A 16,843-nucleotide genomic window follows, 5' to 3' on the forward strand; every position below is an offset into this window, starting at 1 on the left:
GCCCATGCTGGGCGCACCAAAAGAAACAAGCGGCGCCAGACGGCTACCGCTTGTTTTCCACACTTGTCGCAGCGACAGTCAGCTGGCTCGCCGCCGCCTCGTCCACGATGACCGTTACATCCGGGTGAAGTTGCAGCAAGGACGCTGGCACATCCGCTGTCGGCTCGCCCTCCACCATCAGGCGCACAGCCTGTGCTTTTGCCTCTCCGCTTGCCAACAGCACGACCTTTTTCGCTCCGAGAATCGTCTTGATCCCCATGGAAACCGCTTGCGTAGGCACTTCCTCCACGCTGGCAAAATAACGGGCGTTCGCCTCAATCGTGCTCTCGGTCAGTTGCACCACCCGCGTCGTCGACTCCGCGGAAGATCCCGGTTCGTTGAATCCGATGTGACCGTTGTTGCCGATGCCAAGCACTTGAATATCGATACCGCCCGCTTCGCGAATCGCTTCCTCATAGCGCGCGCACTCCTTGTCCAGATCGACCGCATCTCCTGTTGGGACGTGTGTTTTGTCTGCTGGCAAGTTGATGTGCTGGAACAAATTTTCCTGCATATAGGCGCGATAGCTTTGCGGATGCGCCGAAGACAGCCCGACATATTCATCCAGATTAAAGCTCTGCGCCTGCGAAAAATCGATCCCTTCGTCTTCGTGCAGCTTGATCAGCTCCCGGTACATGCCTACCGGAGTGCCGCCCGTTGCCAGACCCAGGACGGTCTGCGGGTGCTGCTTCACCTCAGAGGCAAGCAATTCGGCCGCTTTGCGGCTCATTTCCTGATAATCTTTGACAATGACAAGTTTCAATTCCTCTCACCTCAATCAATATTTTCGTTCCAATACGGCTTTCGCTGTCCGTTCCTTGTATGTGAGCGCCTTTTCCTTGTTGCGCAGCGTAATGGTCGTGCAGATGACGTCCAGCACGTGCAACTGGGCGATTTTCGCAGCCAGAGAACCGCCCTGCAACGGGCCTTCCTGTGCGGCGGTCAACAGCGTCATATCCGCGACACTCGTAATCGGCGAGCGGCGGTAATGCGTAATGCAAATCGTCGTGGCTCCCGCCTCTTTCGCGACCTTGAGCGAATCGATCGTATCCTTCGTGCTCCCGGAAACAGACAGCCCGATCGCTACATCCCCCGGCCCGAGCGTAGCTGCCGCCATCGCCTGAAGGTGCGATTCACTCATGGCATCCACGCGCAGTCCGATCCGCAAAAACGCGTACTTCGCATCCTGCGCCGTCACAGCCGATGTTCCTACTCCGTAAAAGTGAATCGTCCCTGCCTGCTGCAAAAGCTGGACACAACGCTCGATCTGCTCCAGATCGAACAGGGCAGATGTATCGGCAATCGCCTGTTGATTCGTCGCGGTTATTTTTTGCGCCATCGTCTCCAGCGAATCTTCCTCGCCTACTTCGCCGTGCAAATTTTTCGCAGGTGCAACCAGCTCCTGCGCGAGCGCCAGCTTGAACTCCTGATAGCCGCGAAAACCGATTTTCCGGCAAAAGCGCAGCACCGTCGTTTCGCCGACGCCAGCCTTTTCAGCCAGGTCGATCACAGAAGAATAAATGACGCTGTCTGTCTGCTGCAAAACGATGCTCGCTACCTTTTGCTCCGATTTCGTGAAGGAGGGCAAAAGACTCTGGATGTGCAAAAGGGTGTTTGTCTTGACTCCGGCAACGGTCAACTCCTCTGTATGTCCTGCCATGCTGCGCCTCCTTTTGAAAAGTGACTCCGTTTGGTCGTGCTTACCGTCATTATATCAAAAAAGGAGTTATCCGCCATTACTTTTATATAAAGTGGAGTGTTTCTCCAAAATTTCCGCTCCCGTCCCGCGATCAACGCCCGACCGCCTCAACGTCAGCCCCGGCCAGGCAACAAAACAGTCATGACCTTTTGGTTGACCGCAAGCAGCCATATCCCGTTTCATGAAAAAAAGCCTTCCCCTGCAAGCGTGCAACTTGCAAAAGAAAGCTCTATGCATACATTTCCGTTTCCAGACGACTAGGCGAATACACGGTAGCCGAGCATGATGACTACGACCAGCACGATCAAACAGCCGATGAAAAAGCCGATGCTGCCTTCCTGTCTTTTCGCCCGTCCCAGCGACATCTCGATCAAGCCGAAAGCGACAATCGCGAGCAGACCTTTCACGTAGAAATACACTTCGCTGGCGTGCACGGTAAACAGCATCCACGCTCCGGATACGAGAATAATGACCATCATGAGTCTGAGCAGCATATGTACGATCTTGCCCGCTTTTTCCTTGCCCGCACGATAGAGGAAGTACGCTACGATCAACAGGACAATCGCGACTTCCCAACCACCCACGTGGGACTCCAGCAACGCTTTATACGGCACAAAATTCAACCCCTTTTTCCCTTGTTTATACTTGTCCCAGCCATTATAACAGAAGTGTCGGAAAAAAGCAGATGCCTGGATGCGTGGCAGTATTGTGACACCGTTATATGCATGAAAAAGAGGCCGCCCAGATCATGCAGCCCCTTTTTCCCCACTCCTGCCATGCCTAGCGCAGCAAAAAGCCGTCCTTTAACGGATCAGTCGGATCGACGACAAACTGGTGCAAACCTGTGATAAAAGCCCGGCCTTCAATGGACGGAATGACCGCCGGGTAGTCGCCTACCTGCGTCGTTTCCAGTACGGTACCGACGAATTGGCTGCCCACGATCCCTTCGTGCACAAACCGCTCCCCGACAGCCAGCTTGCCTCTGGCAAAAAGCGTCGCCACCCGCGCAGCCGTACCTGTGCCGCACGGCGAGCGGTCAATCTGCTTGTCGGCGAAAACAGTCACGTTGCGCAAGTGTGAGCCTTGCACACGCGGCTCATCCGAGATAATCACCCCGTAAATGCCAGCCAGCTCAGGCTCGAACGGATGAACGACCGCAAGCTTCGCTTCAATCTGCTGCTTGATCCGGCTGCCCCACTCCTGCAAAGTCGCCAGCTGCTCGATTTCGACCTGGACACCGATGTCCTTGGCTTGCACGACCGCGTAAAAAGCTCCGCCAAAGGCGATATCGACGGAAAACAGCTTTCCTTCCCACTCGATCGGCACATCCTTGGCGAACACAAAAGACGGGACGTTCTCAAAAGCGACCGACTGGACGTGCGCTCCATCCGTGTGGGCACGCGCGATGATCCGGCCCGCCGGACTGTCGATCACAATCCGCTCATCCGGATCAGCCACGCGAAGCATCCCTGTCTCGATCGCCGCTGTCACGACCGCGATGATCCCGTGGCCGCACATCGTACTGTAGCCTTCGTTGTGCATGAACAGGACGCCAAAGGCCGCATCCGGGCTGACGGGAGCCGTCATGACGCAACCGTACATCCCGTGGTGTCCGCGCGGTTCGTACATCAGCACCCGCCGGATATGATCCAGCTCCTGGCGAAAATAACGGCGCTTCTCCAAAATCGTTTCGCCTTTGAGAGGCGGGATGCCGCCCGTGATGATCCGCAGCGGCTCCCCTCCTGTATGGGCGTCAATGGTCGTAAACAACTGCTGGATGTTCATAGTCCTCCCACACCTTTACCTGCCAGGTTTCGCTGTTTACCAGGCGTATTTGATCGCGCATGTCTTCGTGGCACTGTAAAAGTCCAGCGCCGCTTGCCCTTGCTCCCGCGTATGCGAGCTGGACTGCTTCATGCCGCCAAACGGAGCCTGGTACTCCACCCCGGCCGTCTCCTGATTGACGCGCACCATCCCGGCCTGCGCCAAGTCCAAAAAGCGGTGGGCACTCGCCAGATCACGGGTAAACAGCGAAGCGCTCAGCCCGTACACAGACTGGTTGCACAGCTCGATTGCCTCGTCGAACCCATCTGCCGTCAAAAGCACAGCCAGCGGCCCGAACACTTCCTCCTGAACCAAAGCGTGGTCGGCCGCTACTCCTTCCACGATTTGCGGACGGATAAAGTAGCCGTGCTCCGCTCCCGCATAAGCCGGACTTTGGGCAATCAACCGGGCCTCAGACTGGGCGATAGACACGTATTGCCCGACTGTCTCGTACTGCGCCGCAGAAGCGACCGGACCCAAGTAAGCATCCAGATCGGAAGCATCCCCGACCTTGCACAGCGAGATAGCTGTCTGCAACCGCTCGACCAATGGCTCGTAAGCCGCCTTTTCCACAATAATCCGGCTCGTCGCCGTACATTTTTGCCCAGCAGAGCGGAATGCCCCGCTGAGCAAGATCGGCACCGTTTTGTCCAGATCCGCGTCAGCGAGGACAACCGCCGCATTTTTTCCGCCCATCTCGGTCTGGCATTTGATGTTGCGTCCCGCGCAAGCAATCGCGATCTGCCTGCCTGTCGCGGACGAGCCAGTAAAGCTGACCGCGTCCACCGCAGCTTCCTCAATCAAAGTCGTTCCGATTTCCCGTCCTTTTCCGATCACCAGATTGAGCACTCCTGGCGGCAGCTTCGTCTCGGCAAAAATTTCTGCCAGACGCGTCGCGGTCAAAGAACCGTTTTCCGCCGGCTTCCAGATGACGGCATTGCCGCAGATCAACGCGGGAGCGATCTTCCAAATCGGAATCGCGACAGGGAAATTCCACGGCGTAATGACAGCCACGACACCGAGCGGCACTCGACGGCTGTACTGCAAAACATCCGTATCCGCAGACGGGATCAAATTGCCGTTGGCCCGCATTCCTTCGCCGGCATAATAGCGCAACAAACTGATGCCCCGCGCCACCTCGCCGCGCATTTCGCCCAGCTGCTTGCCCATCTCCTGGCTCGCGAGTCTGGCGAGACTGTCTGCATGAGCCTCCAGAGCGGAAGCCATCTGATACAACACCTCGCCACGAACAGCACCTGTTTTCCTCGCCCACTCGGCTTGCGCCACACGTGCGGCATCTGCTGCTGCGAATACGTGGGAGCGGTCGGACATGTGCAAGACGCCCACTTCCTCGGCAAAGCGCGACGGGTTTTTGACTGTCACCTCGGCTCCGTGCGGCGTAATCCATTCGCCGCCGATCCAGTTTTTGCTGTGCATGCCTGCCCTTCCCCCTTATCGTCCGCTGGCTGCGCCGACTGCGTAGTCAAACGCCTTTTTAATCCCAGCGTAGTAGTCGTCTGCCAGCGGGAGGCGCGGTGGGCGAGTCGGACCTACAGGGAAGCCAGCCAGCTCCATCATGTACTTGATCGACTGCACGAGCTGCGGACTTGCGTCGTAATGGAACAGCGGCAGCAGTCGGCGGTACAGAGCCTGAGCCTCCGCAAGCTTGCCTGCGCGCGCGAGTCGGAACAGCTCCACGCCTTCTTTTGGCAAAGCATTCGGCACGCCGGCGATCCAGCCCGTCGCTCCGATCAAGCCGCCCTCCATCACCAAATCGTCCACGCCGACCATCACTTCCAGGTCTGTCTGGGCGAGAATGTCCTGCATGCGACGCACATCCCCGGAAAACTCTTTGACAGCTACCACGTTTTCAAACTTCGCCAGCCGCGCCAAAATATCCGGGGTCAGGTCGATCTTGTAATCGTGCGGGTTGTTGTAAGCGATAATCGGCAATCCGACCGTGTTCAGCGCTTCGTAATGCGCGAACACTTCGTTTTCCAGCGGCTTGTAGTTGATCGGCGGCAAAGCCATCACCCCGGCTGCGCCTGCGTCTTTGGAAAATTGCACCCACTCCACTGCCTGACGGGTCGACGGCGCTGCCGAGCCGACTACGACCGGAACGCGGCCTTTTGCTGCTGCAATCACCGTATGGATGACTTTGGCCCGCTCCTCGCCTGTCATCGTGGCGTATTCACCCAAGGAACCGGACGGCACCAAACCGTTGACTCCTTCCTGAATCAGCCAGTCGCACAGCTCTGTCAGCCGCTTGTAATCCACCTCGTAATCGCTAGTAAATGGCGTGACAATCGCTACGTATACCCCTTCAAATCTTCCCATCGTTCATTCTCCTCTCAACTTTTTGTATTTAATGGTCTGTGGCCGCCGGAATCAGCAAAAAGCCGTTTGCCAGCTCATCTTCAGGATTGTAAAAAATCGTGTGCTTGCCCATCAGCCAGGCGCTGCCAGCAATGGTTGTCACGACAGCGGGAAGTCCGCCTTCCTCCGCAACCGCCAGCACTTTTCCTGTAAACAGCGAGCCGACGATGCTCTCATGGACAAATGGTTCGTCCAGCCCGATCTCGCCTTTGGCAAACAGCGTAGCCAGCTTCGCGGATGTGCCTGTGCCGCACGGAGAACGGTCAATTCCACCTGGCGGCACGACGACCGTGTTTTTGACATCTGCTTCCGGCGCGCTCGGGTCCGTGTAAAACTCCACGTGCGTCAAGCCGCGGATGAACGGCTTCGCCGGATGGACGACTTCCAGGGACTGGTTGATCGCTTTGCGAATGCGCACAGCCGTGTCGACGATCACAGAGGCATTTCCCGGAGCCAGTTCGAGTCCCAGCGCCCGCGCGTCCGTAATCGCGTAAAAATTGCCACCGTAGGCGATGTCGCATGTAACCGTACCGATCCCTTCCACTGTGACGCTGACATCTTGCTTGTAGAGAAAGGCAGGAATGTTCGTAAACGACACCTGCTTCGCCTTTCCCCCCTCAACCTGGATTTCCACCTCGACCAAGCCTGCTGGCGTATCCAGTTTCAATCTCGTCAGCGGCTCGCTTACCGGAATCATTCCGGTTTCCACCAACGCTGTGCAAAGCCCGATTGTGTCATGCCCGCACATCGGCAAGTAACCGCCCGTCTCGATGTAGATCACCCCCACGTCCGCTTCCGGGTGGCACGGCTCCACCACGAGAGCGCCAGACATGACGTCATGGCCGCGCGGCTCGTACATCAGCAGGGTGCGAATCCAGTCGTACTCTTTTTGCATGTGCAGCATTTTGTCCGCCATCGTCTCCCCCTGGAGCTTCGGCAGACCGCTGATGACCGTGCGGGTCGGATTGCCGCCCGTATGCGTGTCCACAGTCGTAAACACTCTGGCTGCTTTCATGGATGCAGCACCTCTTTCTTCGTGAATCGGTCGTGGCGAAGCGGTTCGGTGGGGATGATCGTGTCCGACTGTCCCTGTAGCATTTCGGACATCAGCTTGCCTGTGACCGCCGCCAGGCTGATCCCATCCCCTTCATGTCCAGCCGCGATAAAAAAGCCGGGCACTTCCTCGACGCGCGAGATGATCGGCAAATGATCCTCCGTCCACGGGCGCAACCCGCAATACGTACGGATCATGGCAAAGTCAGCGATTTTCGGATAAAAGCGCAGCGCCCTTCTCGCCATGCAGCGCACCACGTTCAGATCGATTCGCGTGTCAAAGCCGACGAACTGGCGGCTCGATCCGATCAAAAAGTTTTGACTCTCTGTCGGCTCGAACACCAGCGCAACCCCGTATTTTTCCGTCTCGGCATCGACCTGGCGCACTCCGCCGAATTTGGAGATCAAGTAGCCAAACTCCATCACCTTGCGCATCCCGACCGGAAGCTGTCTGGACGCGACGATCAAGTGTCCTTTTCGCGGCACGACCGGAATGTCGACTCCGACCATCTGCCCGATGAAAGGCGCCCACACTCCCGCTGCATTGACCACCTGCTGCGCTGTCATCGCGCCCGTATTCAGTTCGAGCTGAAACGTTCCCGTCGCCTGATCGCGGCGCAGCGCCTTGACCTCGGTACGCCGCATGATTTTTGCCCCGTGCTTTTTCGCGCCTTCAAACAGCGCAAAGGTCAGCATGTACGGATTCACAGTAGAGTCGGTCGCGCACTCCAAACCTCCCAGCAAGTCGTCGGCAAAGTAAGGCGACTCCTGGCGAATGTCCTGGCGATCCAGCATCCGAAAAGGCAGCCCGGCTTCCTTTTGCCGTCGCACCCACTGCGCTGCTGCTTCCATTTCCGCCTCTGACTCGCAGACGAGAATGCTGCCCAAAGCCCGATATTCAAACGAATGCTCCAGCTCCCGGGTCAGCTGGTCGACGAGCATCTGGCTTTGCAAGGACATCTGGCTGTCGAAGCCGGGGTCTTTGTCGATCGCCAAAATGTTGCCGTCGCAGCGCGAGGACGTCCCTGACGCCAGCTCGCCTTTTTCCAGCACGACCACATCCAGTCCAGCCTTGGCTGTGTAGTAGGCAATCGCCGCCCCGATAATGCCGCCGCCGATTACCGCAATCTGCGCATGGGTTTGTCTTGTCATGGCTGATTCTCCTCAAAAGCTTTTCGTAAAATCGTTGCACTTGTTTATTTTTGCAAATGCCGTGCCAACCAAAAGGAGCGAACATCCGCAAAATTTTTGTCTAAATTCTTTTACAACTCAACAAGCGAATGTATAATATTCGAGAAAGTGTTTACATTTTTATACACTCTTCCAAAAGGAATGATCGGGATGAACCATAAGCTGCCTGGCATTGCCGAGCTGATCCAGACGAACATGCAGATTTACCGGGAGCAACCGCTTTCTTTGCTGCCCTCGAAAGGAACCGTACCGATTGCGTTTGCCCCGCTATCTTCCGGCTGGCACGCCTGTACGCTCGCGTCTACGGACGCCGACATTTTTGCCGACGAAAGCAAGCCGCCAGCCGCATGGGAACAGGTCGGCGTCCTGACTGTTGCTGCTCCGCTTCCTGCTGCGATCCAACTGCTCGGCACCCACAGCTATGTGCTCGTCACCGATGACCAAGGGGAACCTGTCGGATATCTCGACCGCCCGACTGTTCTCCGTGCCGTTTTTACCTCTTATGAAATTTTGGAGGCTTATTTTGAGACGATGATCCAGACGATGGACGCCTCGATCTCCGTCATCGACGAAAAAGCTCGCGTCATGGTCTGGACGGAAGGTGCGGAGCGCATTTTTTCGCTGAAGGCCAAAGACATCGTCGGGCGGCCGATCACGGACTTTTTCCCGCTCGACATGCTGGAGACGCTCAAATCGCTGCATAACGGGCAATCGCTCTACCGCCATCAGCATCAGCCGCGAGAAGACCTCGTCGTCCTCATCAATACGAAACCGATTTATTTGCACGATACAATCATCGGCGCTGTTGCCGCTGAGACCGATATTACCAGCCAGGTTCGCCTGAATCAGGAACTGTTGAAGGCGAACAAAAAAGTGAATCATTTGCAGCAGGAAATGGCGAAGCTCAGCTCCACTCCCGATCCGTTCCAGCACATCAAAGGAACCAGCCTCGCCATCCGCCAGATCAAGTCGATGATCCAAAAGCTCGGCTCGACCCAGGCGACCGTGCTGATTATCGGGGAGAGCGGCGTCGGCAAAGAGCTGTTCGCCAAGGCGGTGCACGATGTGCGCGAAGGCGCAAACGCTCCTTTTATCGCGATCAACTGCGGAGCGATCTCCCCCACCCTTTTTGAGAGCGAGCTGTTCGGCTATGAAAAGGGAGCTTTCTCCGGCGCTGATCAAAAAGGCAAAAAAGGGATGATTGAGCTGGCCCGCGGCGGAACGCTGTTTCTCGACGAAGTGGGCGAAATGCCGCTCGACATGCAAGTCAAGCTGCTCCGCGTCCTCCAGGAGAAAAAGTATTACCCTGTGGGAGGAACGAAGCAGATCGAAGCCGATTTTCGCATAGTGGCCGCCACCAACAAAAACTTGGAGGAAATGATCCGTGAAGGAAAGTTTCGCGAGGACTTGTATTATCGGCTCAATGTCGTCACCCTCGCCATCCCGCCTTTGCGGCAGCGGATCGAAGACACAGTCGAGCTGGCCCACTTTTTTCTCTACGAGTTTTCCTTGCGCTACAATCGGCCGATCCACGCCATCTCGCAAAACGTCATGCAAAATTTGCTGCAATACGACTGGCCGGGCAATATTCGCGAACTGCGCAATGCCATCGAGCGGCTGGTCGTTTTTGCTACGGACGGAACGATCCGCGAGGAAGACTTGCCGTACTCTGTGCAAAGCCAGGCCAAGCAGTTGCCCGTCGAGCTGCCGGACGACCTGTTTTCTTTGCAGGAAGAACTGGAAGCGCATGAACGGCGCGTCATCCTGCGCGCGATCGAGCTGGAAAACGGCAACAAGCAGGCCGCTGCCAAAAGACTCGGCATTTCCCGCGCGACTTTGTACAACAAACTGAACAAATAATCCAGCGCGAAAGGCGAAGCTCGCTCGTACCTCGTCTTGTGAAAATCAACCTCCCGTCTCACTTTGCCGTGTGAAACGGGAGGTTGGTTTTTGCGTTTTTGCGGCGTGGTTTACAGCAGCGCGAATGCAAAACGGGCCTGCTTGGGCTAACGTCGCCTGCCCGCCTTTTTGCGCTGAAAAAAACGGCGAAAACACCCGCGCAGCTCCCGGCAGCTTCGCCCCTCTTTGGGCGGCAACAACTCAGACAAAATGCGAATCAATTCCACGGTTGATTCCTCCTTTGTCGTTGGAGAACAGCCTTTTCCTGACTGCCTGACTGACTCACGCGCCCAGGTACGCCTTGACGATCGAATCGTCTGTGCGCAGCACGTCTGCCGTATTTTCCATCACAATGCGCCCCGTCTCCATCACATAGCCGCGATGGGCAAGCTTGAGCGCTGCCTTGGCATTTTGCTCGATCAATAAAATCGTCGTGCCTTGCCTGTTGATTTCCTTGATTATGTTCATGATCTCTTGCACAATAATCGGGGCCAGCCCCATCGACGGCTCATCCAGCATCAACAGCTTCGGTCGCGCCATCAAAGCGCGGCAAATCGCCAGCATTTGCTGCTCGCCGCCGCTCAGCGTTCCTCCCAGCTGTTGACTTCGCTCCTGCAAGCGGGGAAACAAGGCAAAAGCTTGCTCGATCCCTTCCTTGGCGGCCGCCTTCTCTCGTCTCTTCGTAAATCCGCCAAGCTCCAGATTTTCGCGCACGGTCAGTCCGGCAAAGATCCGCCGCCCTTCCGGAACATGGATGACACCTGCTTCCACGATTTGATGCGGGGCGCAGCCGACCAGACTTTTGCCGGCCAAAGCAATCTCGCCGCTCGTCGGCCGGACAATCCCGGAGATCGCTTTCAGCGTGGTGCTTTTGCCCGCTCCGTTGCTGCCGAGAAGCGCGACGATCTCCCCCTGGTTCACTTGCAGGCTGATCCCTTTGAGCGCCGCGATTTTCCCGTAATGCGCCTGGAGGCTTTCAATCGTCAAAAGTGCCGTCACACTGCCTCCTCCTTCCCCAGGTACGCTTCGACCACCCGCGGGTTGTTCAGGACAGCTTCCGGAACGCCCTCCGCGATTTTTTGCCCATAATCCAGAACAACGACGTGATCCGATATTTTTTTGATCAAGCCCATGTCGTGCTCAATGATCAGGACGGTCAGCCCATACGTGTCGCGGATGCTGCGGATCAACCCGATCAACGCCTCTTTTTCCTCATAGTTCAGTCCAGCGGCAGGTTCGTCGAGAAGCAGAAGCTTCGGCTGCGTCGCCAGCGCGCGGGCAATTTCCAAATACCGCTGCGCTCCGTACGGCAAATTTTTCGCGATCCGCGCGCAATCTTGTTCCATGCCGACAAAGCGCAAGCAGTCCAGCGCCGTCTGCTCGATCAAGCGTTCTTCCTGACGCTGTGCCCGCGTATGCCACAGCGCTCCCCAGACCGCTTGCTTCGTGCGGCTGTGCATGCCTGCCTTGACATTGTCCAAAACCGTCAAGTTCGGAAACAGCCGCAAGTTTTGAAAAGTGCGCGCCAGTCCGAGGCGAGTGATCTGGCTTGGCTTTTTCCCGACCAGATTTTGTCCGTCCAGCAAAATCTGCCCCGCTGTCGGTTTGTAAAAGCCCGTGATCATGTTGAAGACAGACGTTTTTCCCGCGCCATTCGGGCCGATCATGCTCGTGATCGAGCCTGCACCGATCTGGACTGTCAAGTCGTTGACAGCCACAAGGCCGCCGAATTTAAGCGTTACATTTTTCAGCGTCAACGTTGACATCGTCGTCCCCCCTTCCCGAAAGCGCTGCTTCTGTTTCCCCGCTGGCTGCTTGCCCTGCATCGTATCGGGCGGGCCACAGCCCTTGTGGACGAAACAGCATCATCGCCACCAGCGCGATCCCAAAGATCAGATAGCGCCAGTCTTCCACTGAGCGAAGCAGTTCAGGCAAGGTGATGACCAGCACAGCGCCCAGGACGACACCCGGGATGCTGCCCAAGCCTCCGAGCACGACCGCGAGCAAAATCATGATCGACTGCGTAAAGCTGAAACTGAGCGGGGCAATCGCACTCATTTTGACGGCGAACACAGAACCTGCCAAACTGCCGATGACCGCTCCGATGGAGTAAGCCAACAGCTTCATGTTGATCCGATTGATGCCCATGGCCTCGGCTGCGTCCTCATCCTCGCGAATGTACATCCACGCCCTGCCGATCCGCGACGTTCCCAGCCGCTTGACCGCGAGCACAGCCAAGATGGCAATGACGAGAATCAGATAGTAAAAATCAAGCTGTCCCGCAAGCACATAGCTCCCGATGGACGGTCGCGGAATGCCGTAAATGCCGGAAGCCGAACCTGTTATGCTCAAGTTGATCGCCAATAGACGAATGATTTCCCCGAAACCGAGTGTGACGATCGCCAAGTAATCGCTGCGCAGCCGCAGAGTCGGAGCGCCAATGATAACCCCGACGACAGCAGCAAGCGCAATCGACACGGGCAAAGTCAGCCAAAACGACCAGCCGTAAACCGTCATCAAGATTCCCGTCGTATAAGCTCCAACAGCGAAAAACGCCGCGTAGCCGAGGTCAAGCAGGCCGGCAAAGCCGACGACCACATTCAGCCCCTGAGCCAAAACGATGTAAAACAAGGCGAGTGTCGCCACATCGAGCCAGTAATTATTGGCGAGAAACGGCAGGATGGCGGCGACAAGCAGCAACAGGACGACAGGCAGCTTTTTGCGATATCCGTTCATCGGCTACATCCTCTCTGTCACTTTCTCGCCCATGATGCCCGTCGGCTTGAGCACCAGGATCAAGATCAGGAGCGAAAAGGCGACGACATCTTTCCACGATCCACCGAATACAAAAGTGCCCGCCGTCTCCATCAAGCCAAGCAAAAGCCCGCCGAGCATCGCTCCCGGAATGCTGCCGATCCCGCCAAGCACAGCGGCTGTAAACGCTTTAAGCCCGATGATAAAGCCCATCATGAAATTGACGGTTCCGTAATAAGCGCCAGCCATCGTCCCTGCCCCCGCCGCCAGTGAAGCTCCGATAAAAAAAGTAAGTCCGATGACTTTGTGCACGTTAATGCCCATCAGCTGACACGCCGTCTGATCGTGCGCGATGGCCCGCATCGCTTTTCCGTAAAGCGTCCGGTTGATGAACAGATGCAGCCCGAGCATCAGCAATGCCGAGATGAGCACAAGCCCGATCTGGGTATACGTGATCGTAGCCCCGAACAAATTGATTCCGGCATGCGACAGTTGCAACGGATACACCTGATACTGTGCGCCCCAGGCGATCATCGCGCCATTTTCCAGAAAAAGGGATACGCCAATTGCGGTAATCAGGATCGACAGTCTGGGAGCAAGGAGCAGCGGACGGTAAGCAATCCGCTCAATCCCCATCCCGGCAATGCCGACAATCACCATCGTCAACAGCAGTACGACGAGTATCCCGAACAGCCCCATGCCGGAATCGCCGCCGCCAATCATGCTGAGCAAGCTGTAGCCGACGAATGCGCCGAGCATGTACAAGTCGCCATGAGCAAAATTGAGCAGCTTGATGATGCCAAAAACCATCGTGTAGCCGAGAGCGATCAAACTGTAAAACGCGCCGATGACCAAACCGTCTGCCAGCGTTTGGACCAGAATCTCCATTCCATCACCACCCCTTTGCCTGAATGACCTCTTCCTTGCTCTGGCGGCCCTATTTCGCCAATATGAATTTGCCACCTGTCACTTTGAGCACAGCAAAGTTGGAAGTATCGAGCGTGTTTTGCGCGTTGAAAGAGATCGTTTGACCGAGAGCTTGGAAGTCTTTCGTTTCCTTGAGCGCCTTCTTGATCGCATCGCGCTCTGTCGAGTTGGCCCGTTTCAAGGCATCTGCCAGCAAATTAACCGCGTTGTAGCTGAGCGCAGAGAACGGCCCAGGAGCAAGGTTGTTGTACGTTTGCTTGTATTCGGTGGTGAAGGCTTCTGCGCCCTCGATAAATTCAGCAGTCGGCGTAGCCGTAATCAACAGCCCCTCTGCGTTGTCCGCTCCGGCGATTTTGATGACGTCCTCGCTGAACGATCCGTCGCCTACGAGGAACAGGCCCGGTACTGCTTTTTGCTTGAACTGTTTGACCAACAGCCCGCCAGCCGCATAGTAGCCGGTAAAATAGGTGGCGTCTGGCTGCAAACCTTTCAGCTTGGTGACGAGCGCGCTGAAATCTTTTTCTTCGGGATTGATCGCTTCATAGGCGATGACGGTGCCGCCGCTCTTTTCCACGGCAGCTTTGGCGAAGTCGGCGAGGTCTTTGGCATAAGCGGAGTTGTCGTGAATGAGAGCGACTTTTTTGGCCTGGTTGGCTGCCATGTAATCTGCTGCGGTTTGGGCTTGGTCTGGGGTTAGGCCATTGATCAAAAACAGGGTGTCATAACCTTGGGCTGGCAATTTTGCCGAGTTGGCTGCCGGGACGATCATCGGGATATTCGCATTTTTGAACACACCGGAAGAAGGAAGCGTAGCACCGGAGCAGTAGCCGCCCACGACTGCGACTACATTTTGCGAGACAAGCTTGTTCGCTGCGGTCGTTGCCATTTGCGGATCGCATCCGTCATCCGCGACTTCGATTTTCAGCTTTTTTCCAAGCACGCCGCCGCTGTCATTCACTTTTTTCACAGCCATTTCGATGGCGTTTTGCATGTCTTTCCCATCTGTTGCGTTGTTTCCCGTCACTGGCAAAAGCACGCCGACCAGGATTTCATTGGCGTCCGCTGCACCTTGGCCCTGGTTCGCACATCCCGCAACGGCGAGCGACAGACTAAGCAACGCTGCAACCACTACACTGCCCCATTTTTTCATAGACCTTCCCCCATTCACTTGTTATTCGATCGACGTCCATTTCCAGTCGATTGCGCCCAATCCGTCCTGGAAGACTCCTTTTACCTTGTCGTTTTTCACCCATGTATGCGTGTAAAAGTAGATCGGCATGATCGGCATTTCATCCATCATGATTTGCTCGGCTTCCCGCAAAATCGCCTTGCGTTTGTCCGGATCACCCTCTGTCGCAGACTGGTTCAGCAATTCCTTGAATTTCGGATTTTCCCAGCGCGTGTCGTTGTTTCCGCCGTCCTTTTCCTTGAACAGCTCCAGGAAGTTGATCGGATCGTTGAAATCGCCGGACCAGCCAAGGCGCCCTACTTGATAGTTTCCTTCGTGCATCGTTTCCAGGTAGACTTTCCACTCCTGGTTTTCCAGCTTCACTTCCACACCGAGATTTTTGCGCCATTGATCCTGAATGGCCTCGGCGATTTTTTTGTGACCTTCGGACGTGTTGTAAACGAGTGTTACAGGTGGGAGCTTGGACAGGCCCTGTTCTTTCATGCCCTCTTCGAGCAGCTTTTTCGCTGTCTCCAGATCGTTGTCTTTGAAGTATCCATCCGGGTTGAGGGCCATCGTTGGCGGAACGGCCCCCATGGCTGGCTGCTGGTTGGCCTGGAGAACGTTGTCGATGAGAATTTGGCGGTTGATCGCATAGGCGAACGCTTTGCGGATTTTCACGTTATGAAAAGGAGGTTGCTCTGTATTGAACTTGTACCAGTACGTCGCGCCGACTGGTTTTACTTGCAGCTTGCCGCTGTCTTTCAAGGCTGGCATGGCATCGGTCGGCAAAGAGCTAAGCGGAGCGCCTGCCCAGTCAATTTCGCCGTTCTCGAACATGGACAGCTCCGTATTCTCGTCCTCTACCATGGAAAACTCGATTTTGTCGAGCTTGACGCTGTCTTTGTCCCAATAGTTCTCGTTTTTGACCATGACCATCTTGCTCTTGTGCTCCCATGTTTCCATCTTGAACGGGCCGTTTCCGACATGCGTCTTGGCATCGCCTGCCCAGGTCGCCGATGATTCAATCACTTTTTTATTTACCGGGAAATAAGTTTGGAAGGCGGTCAGCTCCAGGAAAAACGGCGTCGGATTGGCAAGCTCCACTTGCAATGTCTTGTCATCAAGCGCTTTGACCCCGACTTCGTCCAGGCTGCCATTGCCTTTGTTCGCTTTTTCCGCGTTTTTGATGTAGTACAGCTGGTAGGCGTAATTCGAAGCTGTCTTGGGGTCGAGGGCACGTTTCCAGGCGTAGACGAAGTCATGGGCGGTTACGGGATCGCCGTTGCTCCATTTCGAGTCGCGCAGCTTGAATGTATACGTTTTCAAATCAGGAGATACTTCGATTTTTTCTGCTACTGCCTCCTCTGGCTTTCCGGAAGGCCCGATGCGGGTCAGCCCGTCAAAGAGCGCCTTCACGATTGCGGCTGATGTCGTATCCTCAGCCAGTCCCGGATCGCCTGTCGGCGGCTCGGAGTGCAAATTCCAGCGCAAGACTTGCGCCTCTTTCGGCTTTTCCGCTGGTGCAGGCTGCGCATTGCCTTGTGCTTGTCCAGATTGTGCTGGCTGGCTCGTCGGCTGGGCGGCTTGCTGCCCTCCCCCGCAACCTGCGAGTGCTACCCCCAGTACCGCGATACTGCTGACTAATGCAAACATGCTTTTTTTCACGCGATCAACCCCTCTTCTTATGAACTGTTGCAAATTTTGCAAAATACTGAAAATGCAACATGTGTGCCAAATGGAAATATGCGGGGATTTTTGACACACGGGTGAATAGTGTATAAACATTTGTACACATGGACAGATGCGCTGTTTCATTTGTTAGACACTGTTGTCTGGAATATGGCTTGGAGCAGATTTGCATAGGAAAAGACCCTCGACTTTTCGCTACTGAAGTGCCCCCTGTCAAGTAG

Annotated in this window: 15 protein-coding genes; 1 reads left to right on the top strand and 14 read right to left on the bottom strand. The window is 55.8% G+C overall.

Annotated features, from left to right (window positions below; translation table 11 throughout):
* Positions 1-43: 43 nt before the first annotated feature.
* The 8 genes from nagB to DEP07_RS03120 form a co-directional block, all read right to left on the bottom strand.
* Positions 44-802, bottom strand: a complete 759-nt coding sequence (gene nagB / locus DEP07_RS03085; RefSeq protein ID WP_122965976.1) for a glucosamine-6-phosphate deaminase — start codon at positions 800-802, stop codon at positions 44-46.
* A gap of 15 nt (positions 803-817) precedes the next feature.
* The gene (locus DEP07_RS03090; protein ID WP_173598147.1) at positions 818-1,699 is read right to left on the bottom strand and encodes a MurR/RpiR family transcriptional regulator; all 882 of its coding nucleotides are present in this window, start codon (positions 1,697-1,699) and stop codon (positions 818-820) included.
* Positions 1,700-1,995: 296 nt separating this feature from the next.
* Complete coding sequence (locus tag DEP07_RS03095) at positions 1,996-2,361, bottom strand: YisL family protein (protein WP_122965979.1); 366 nt, start codon at positions 2,359-2,361, stop codon at positions 1,996-1,998.
* 157 nt (positions 2,362-2,518) lie between these two features.
* Positions 2,519-3,523: a proline racemase family protein gene (locus DEP07_RS03100; protein WP_122965980.1), complete on the bottom strand. Its 1,005-nt coding sequence runs from the start codon at positions 3,521-3,523 to the stop codon at positions 2,519-2,521.
* 36 nt (positions 3,524-3,559) lie between these two features.
* Positions 3,560-4,999 carry an aldehyde dehydrogenase family protein gene (locus DEP07_RS03105; protein WP_287102087.1) on the bottom strand — a complete coding sequence of 480 codons (1,440 nt, stop codon included), beginning with the start codon at positions 4,997-4,999 and terminating at the stop codon, positions 3,560-3,562.
* Between the two features lie 15 nt (positions 5,000-5,014).
* Positions 5,015-5,899, bottom strand: coding sequence for a dihydrodipicolinate synthase family protein (locus DEP07_RS03110; RefSeq protein WP_122965982.1), 885 nt, complete (start codon positions 5,897-5,899; stop codon positions 5,015-5,017).
* A gap of 28 nt (positions 5,900-5,927) precedes the next feature.
* A complete protein-coding gene (locus DEP07_RS03115; protein ID WP_122965983.1) occupies positions 5,928-6,953 on the bottom strand; it encodes a proline racemase family protein in 1,026 nt (341 codons plus the stop codon).
* The gene (locus DEP07_RS03120; protein ID WP_122965984.1) at positions 6,950-8,143 is read right to left on the bottom strand and encodes an NAD(P)/FAD-dependent oxidoreductase; all 1,194 of its coding nucleotides are present in this window, start codon (positions 8,141-8,143) and stop codon (positions 6,950-6,952) included. Before DEP07_RS03120 ends, DEP07_RS03115 begins: the two co-directional genes overlap by 4 nt.
* Positions 8,144-8,332: 189 nt before the next feature.
* Between DEP07_RS03120 and DEP07_RS03125 the strand changes: the two genes are divergently transcribed.
* Complete coding sequence (locus DEP07_RS03125) at positions 8,333-10,042, top strand: sigma-54 interaction domain-containing protein (RefSeq protein ID WP_122965985.1); 1,710 nt, start codon at positions 8,333-8,335, stop codon at positions 10,040-10,042.
* Between the two features lie 321 nt (positions 10,043-10,363).
* On the opposite strand, the gene DEP07_RS03130 is transcribed toward DEP07_RS03125, so the two are convergent.
* From DEP07_RS03130 to DEP07_RS03155, 6 genes are read right to left on the bottom strand one after another with little or no spacing between them, the layout of a single operon-like run.
* The gene (locus DEP07_RS03130) at positions 10,364-11,080 is read right to left on the bottom strand and encodes an ABC transporter ATP-binding protein (RefSeq protein ID WP_274874220.1); all 717 of its coding nucleotides are present in this window, start codon (positions 11,078-11,080) and stop codon (positions 10,364-10,366) included.
* The gene (locus DEP07_RS03135; protein WP_122965987.1) at positions 11,077-11,847 is read right to left on the bottom strand and encodes an ABC transporter ATP-binding protein; all 771 of its coding nucleotides are present in this window, start codon (positions 11,845-11,847) and stop codon (positions 11,077-11,079) included. Before DEP07_RS03135 ends, DEP07_RS03130 begins: the two co-directional genes overlap by 4 nt.
* Entirely contained in the window at positions 11,813-12,817 is a 1,005-nt protein-coding gene (locus tag DEP07_RS03140; RefSeq protein ID WP_122965988.1) for a branched-chain amino acid ABC transporter permease, read from the bottom strand. The genes DEP07_RS03135 and DEP07_RS03140 overlap by 35 nt, the downstream gene beginning before the upstream one ends.
* Before the next feature lie 3 nt (positions 12,818-12,820).
* A complete protein-coding gene (locus DEP07_RS03145; RefSeq protein ID WP_122965989.1) occupies positions 12,821-13,723 on the bottom strand; it encodes a branched-chain amino acid ABC transporter permease in 903 nt (300 codons plus the stop codon).
* 49 nt (positions 13,724-13,772) lie between these two features.
* Positions 13,773-14,912, bottom strand: a complete 1,140-nt coding sequence (locus tag DEP07_RS03150) for a branched-chain amino acid ABC transporter substrate-binding protein (RefSeq protein ID WP_122965990.1) — start codon at positions 14,910-14,912, stop codon at positions 13,773-13,775.
* Between the two features lie 21 nt (positions 14,913-14,933).
* Positions 14,934-16,598, bottom strand: coding sequence for a peptide ABC transporter substrate-binding protein (locus DEP07_RS03155; protein ID WP_122965991.1), 1,665 nt, complete (start codon positions 16,596-16,598; stop codon positions 14,934-14,936).
* Positions 16,599-16,843: the final 245 nt, after the last annotated feature.

The sequence above is a fragment of the Brevibacillus sp. genome, assembly GCF_003521185.1.
In the GTDB taxonomy this organism is placed as follows: domain Bacteria; phylum Bacillota; class Bacilli; order Brevibacillales; family Brevibacillaceae; genus Brevibacillus; species Brevibacillus parabrevis.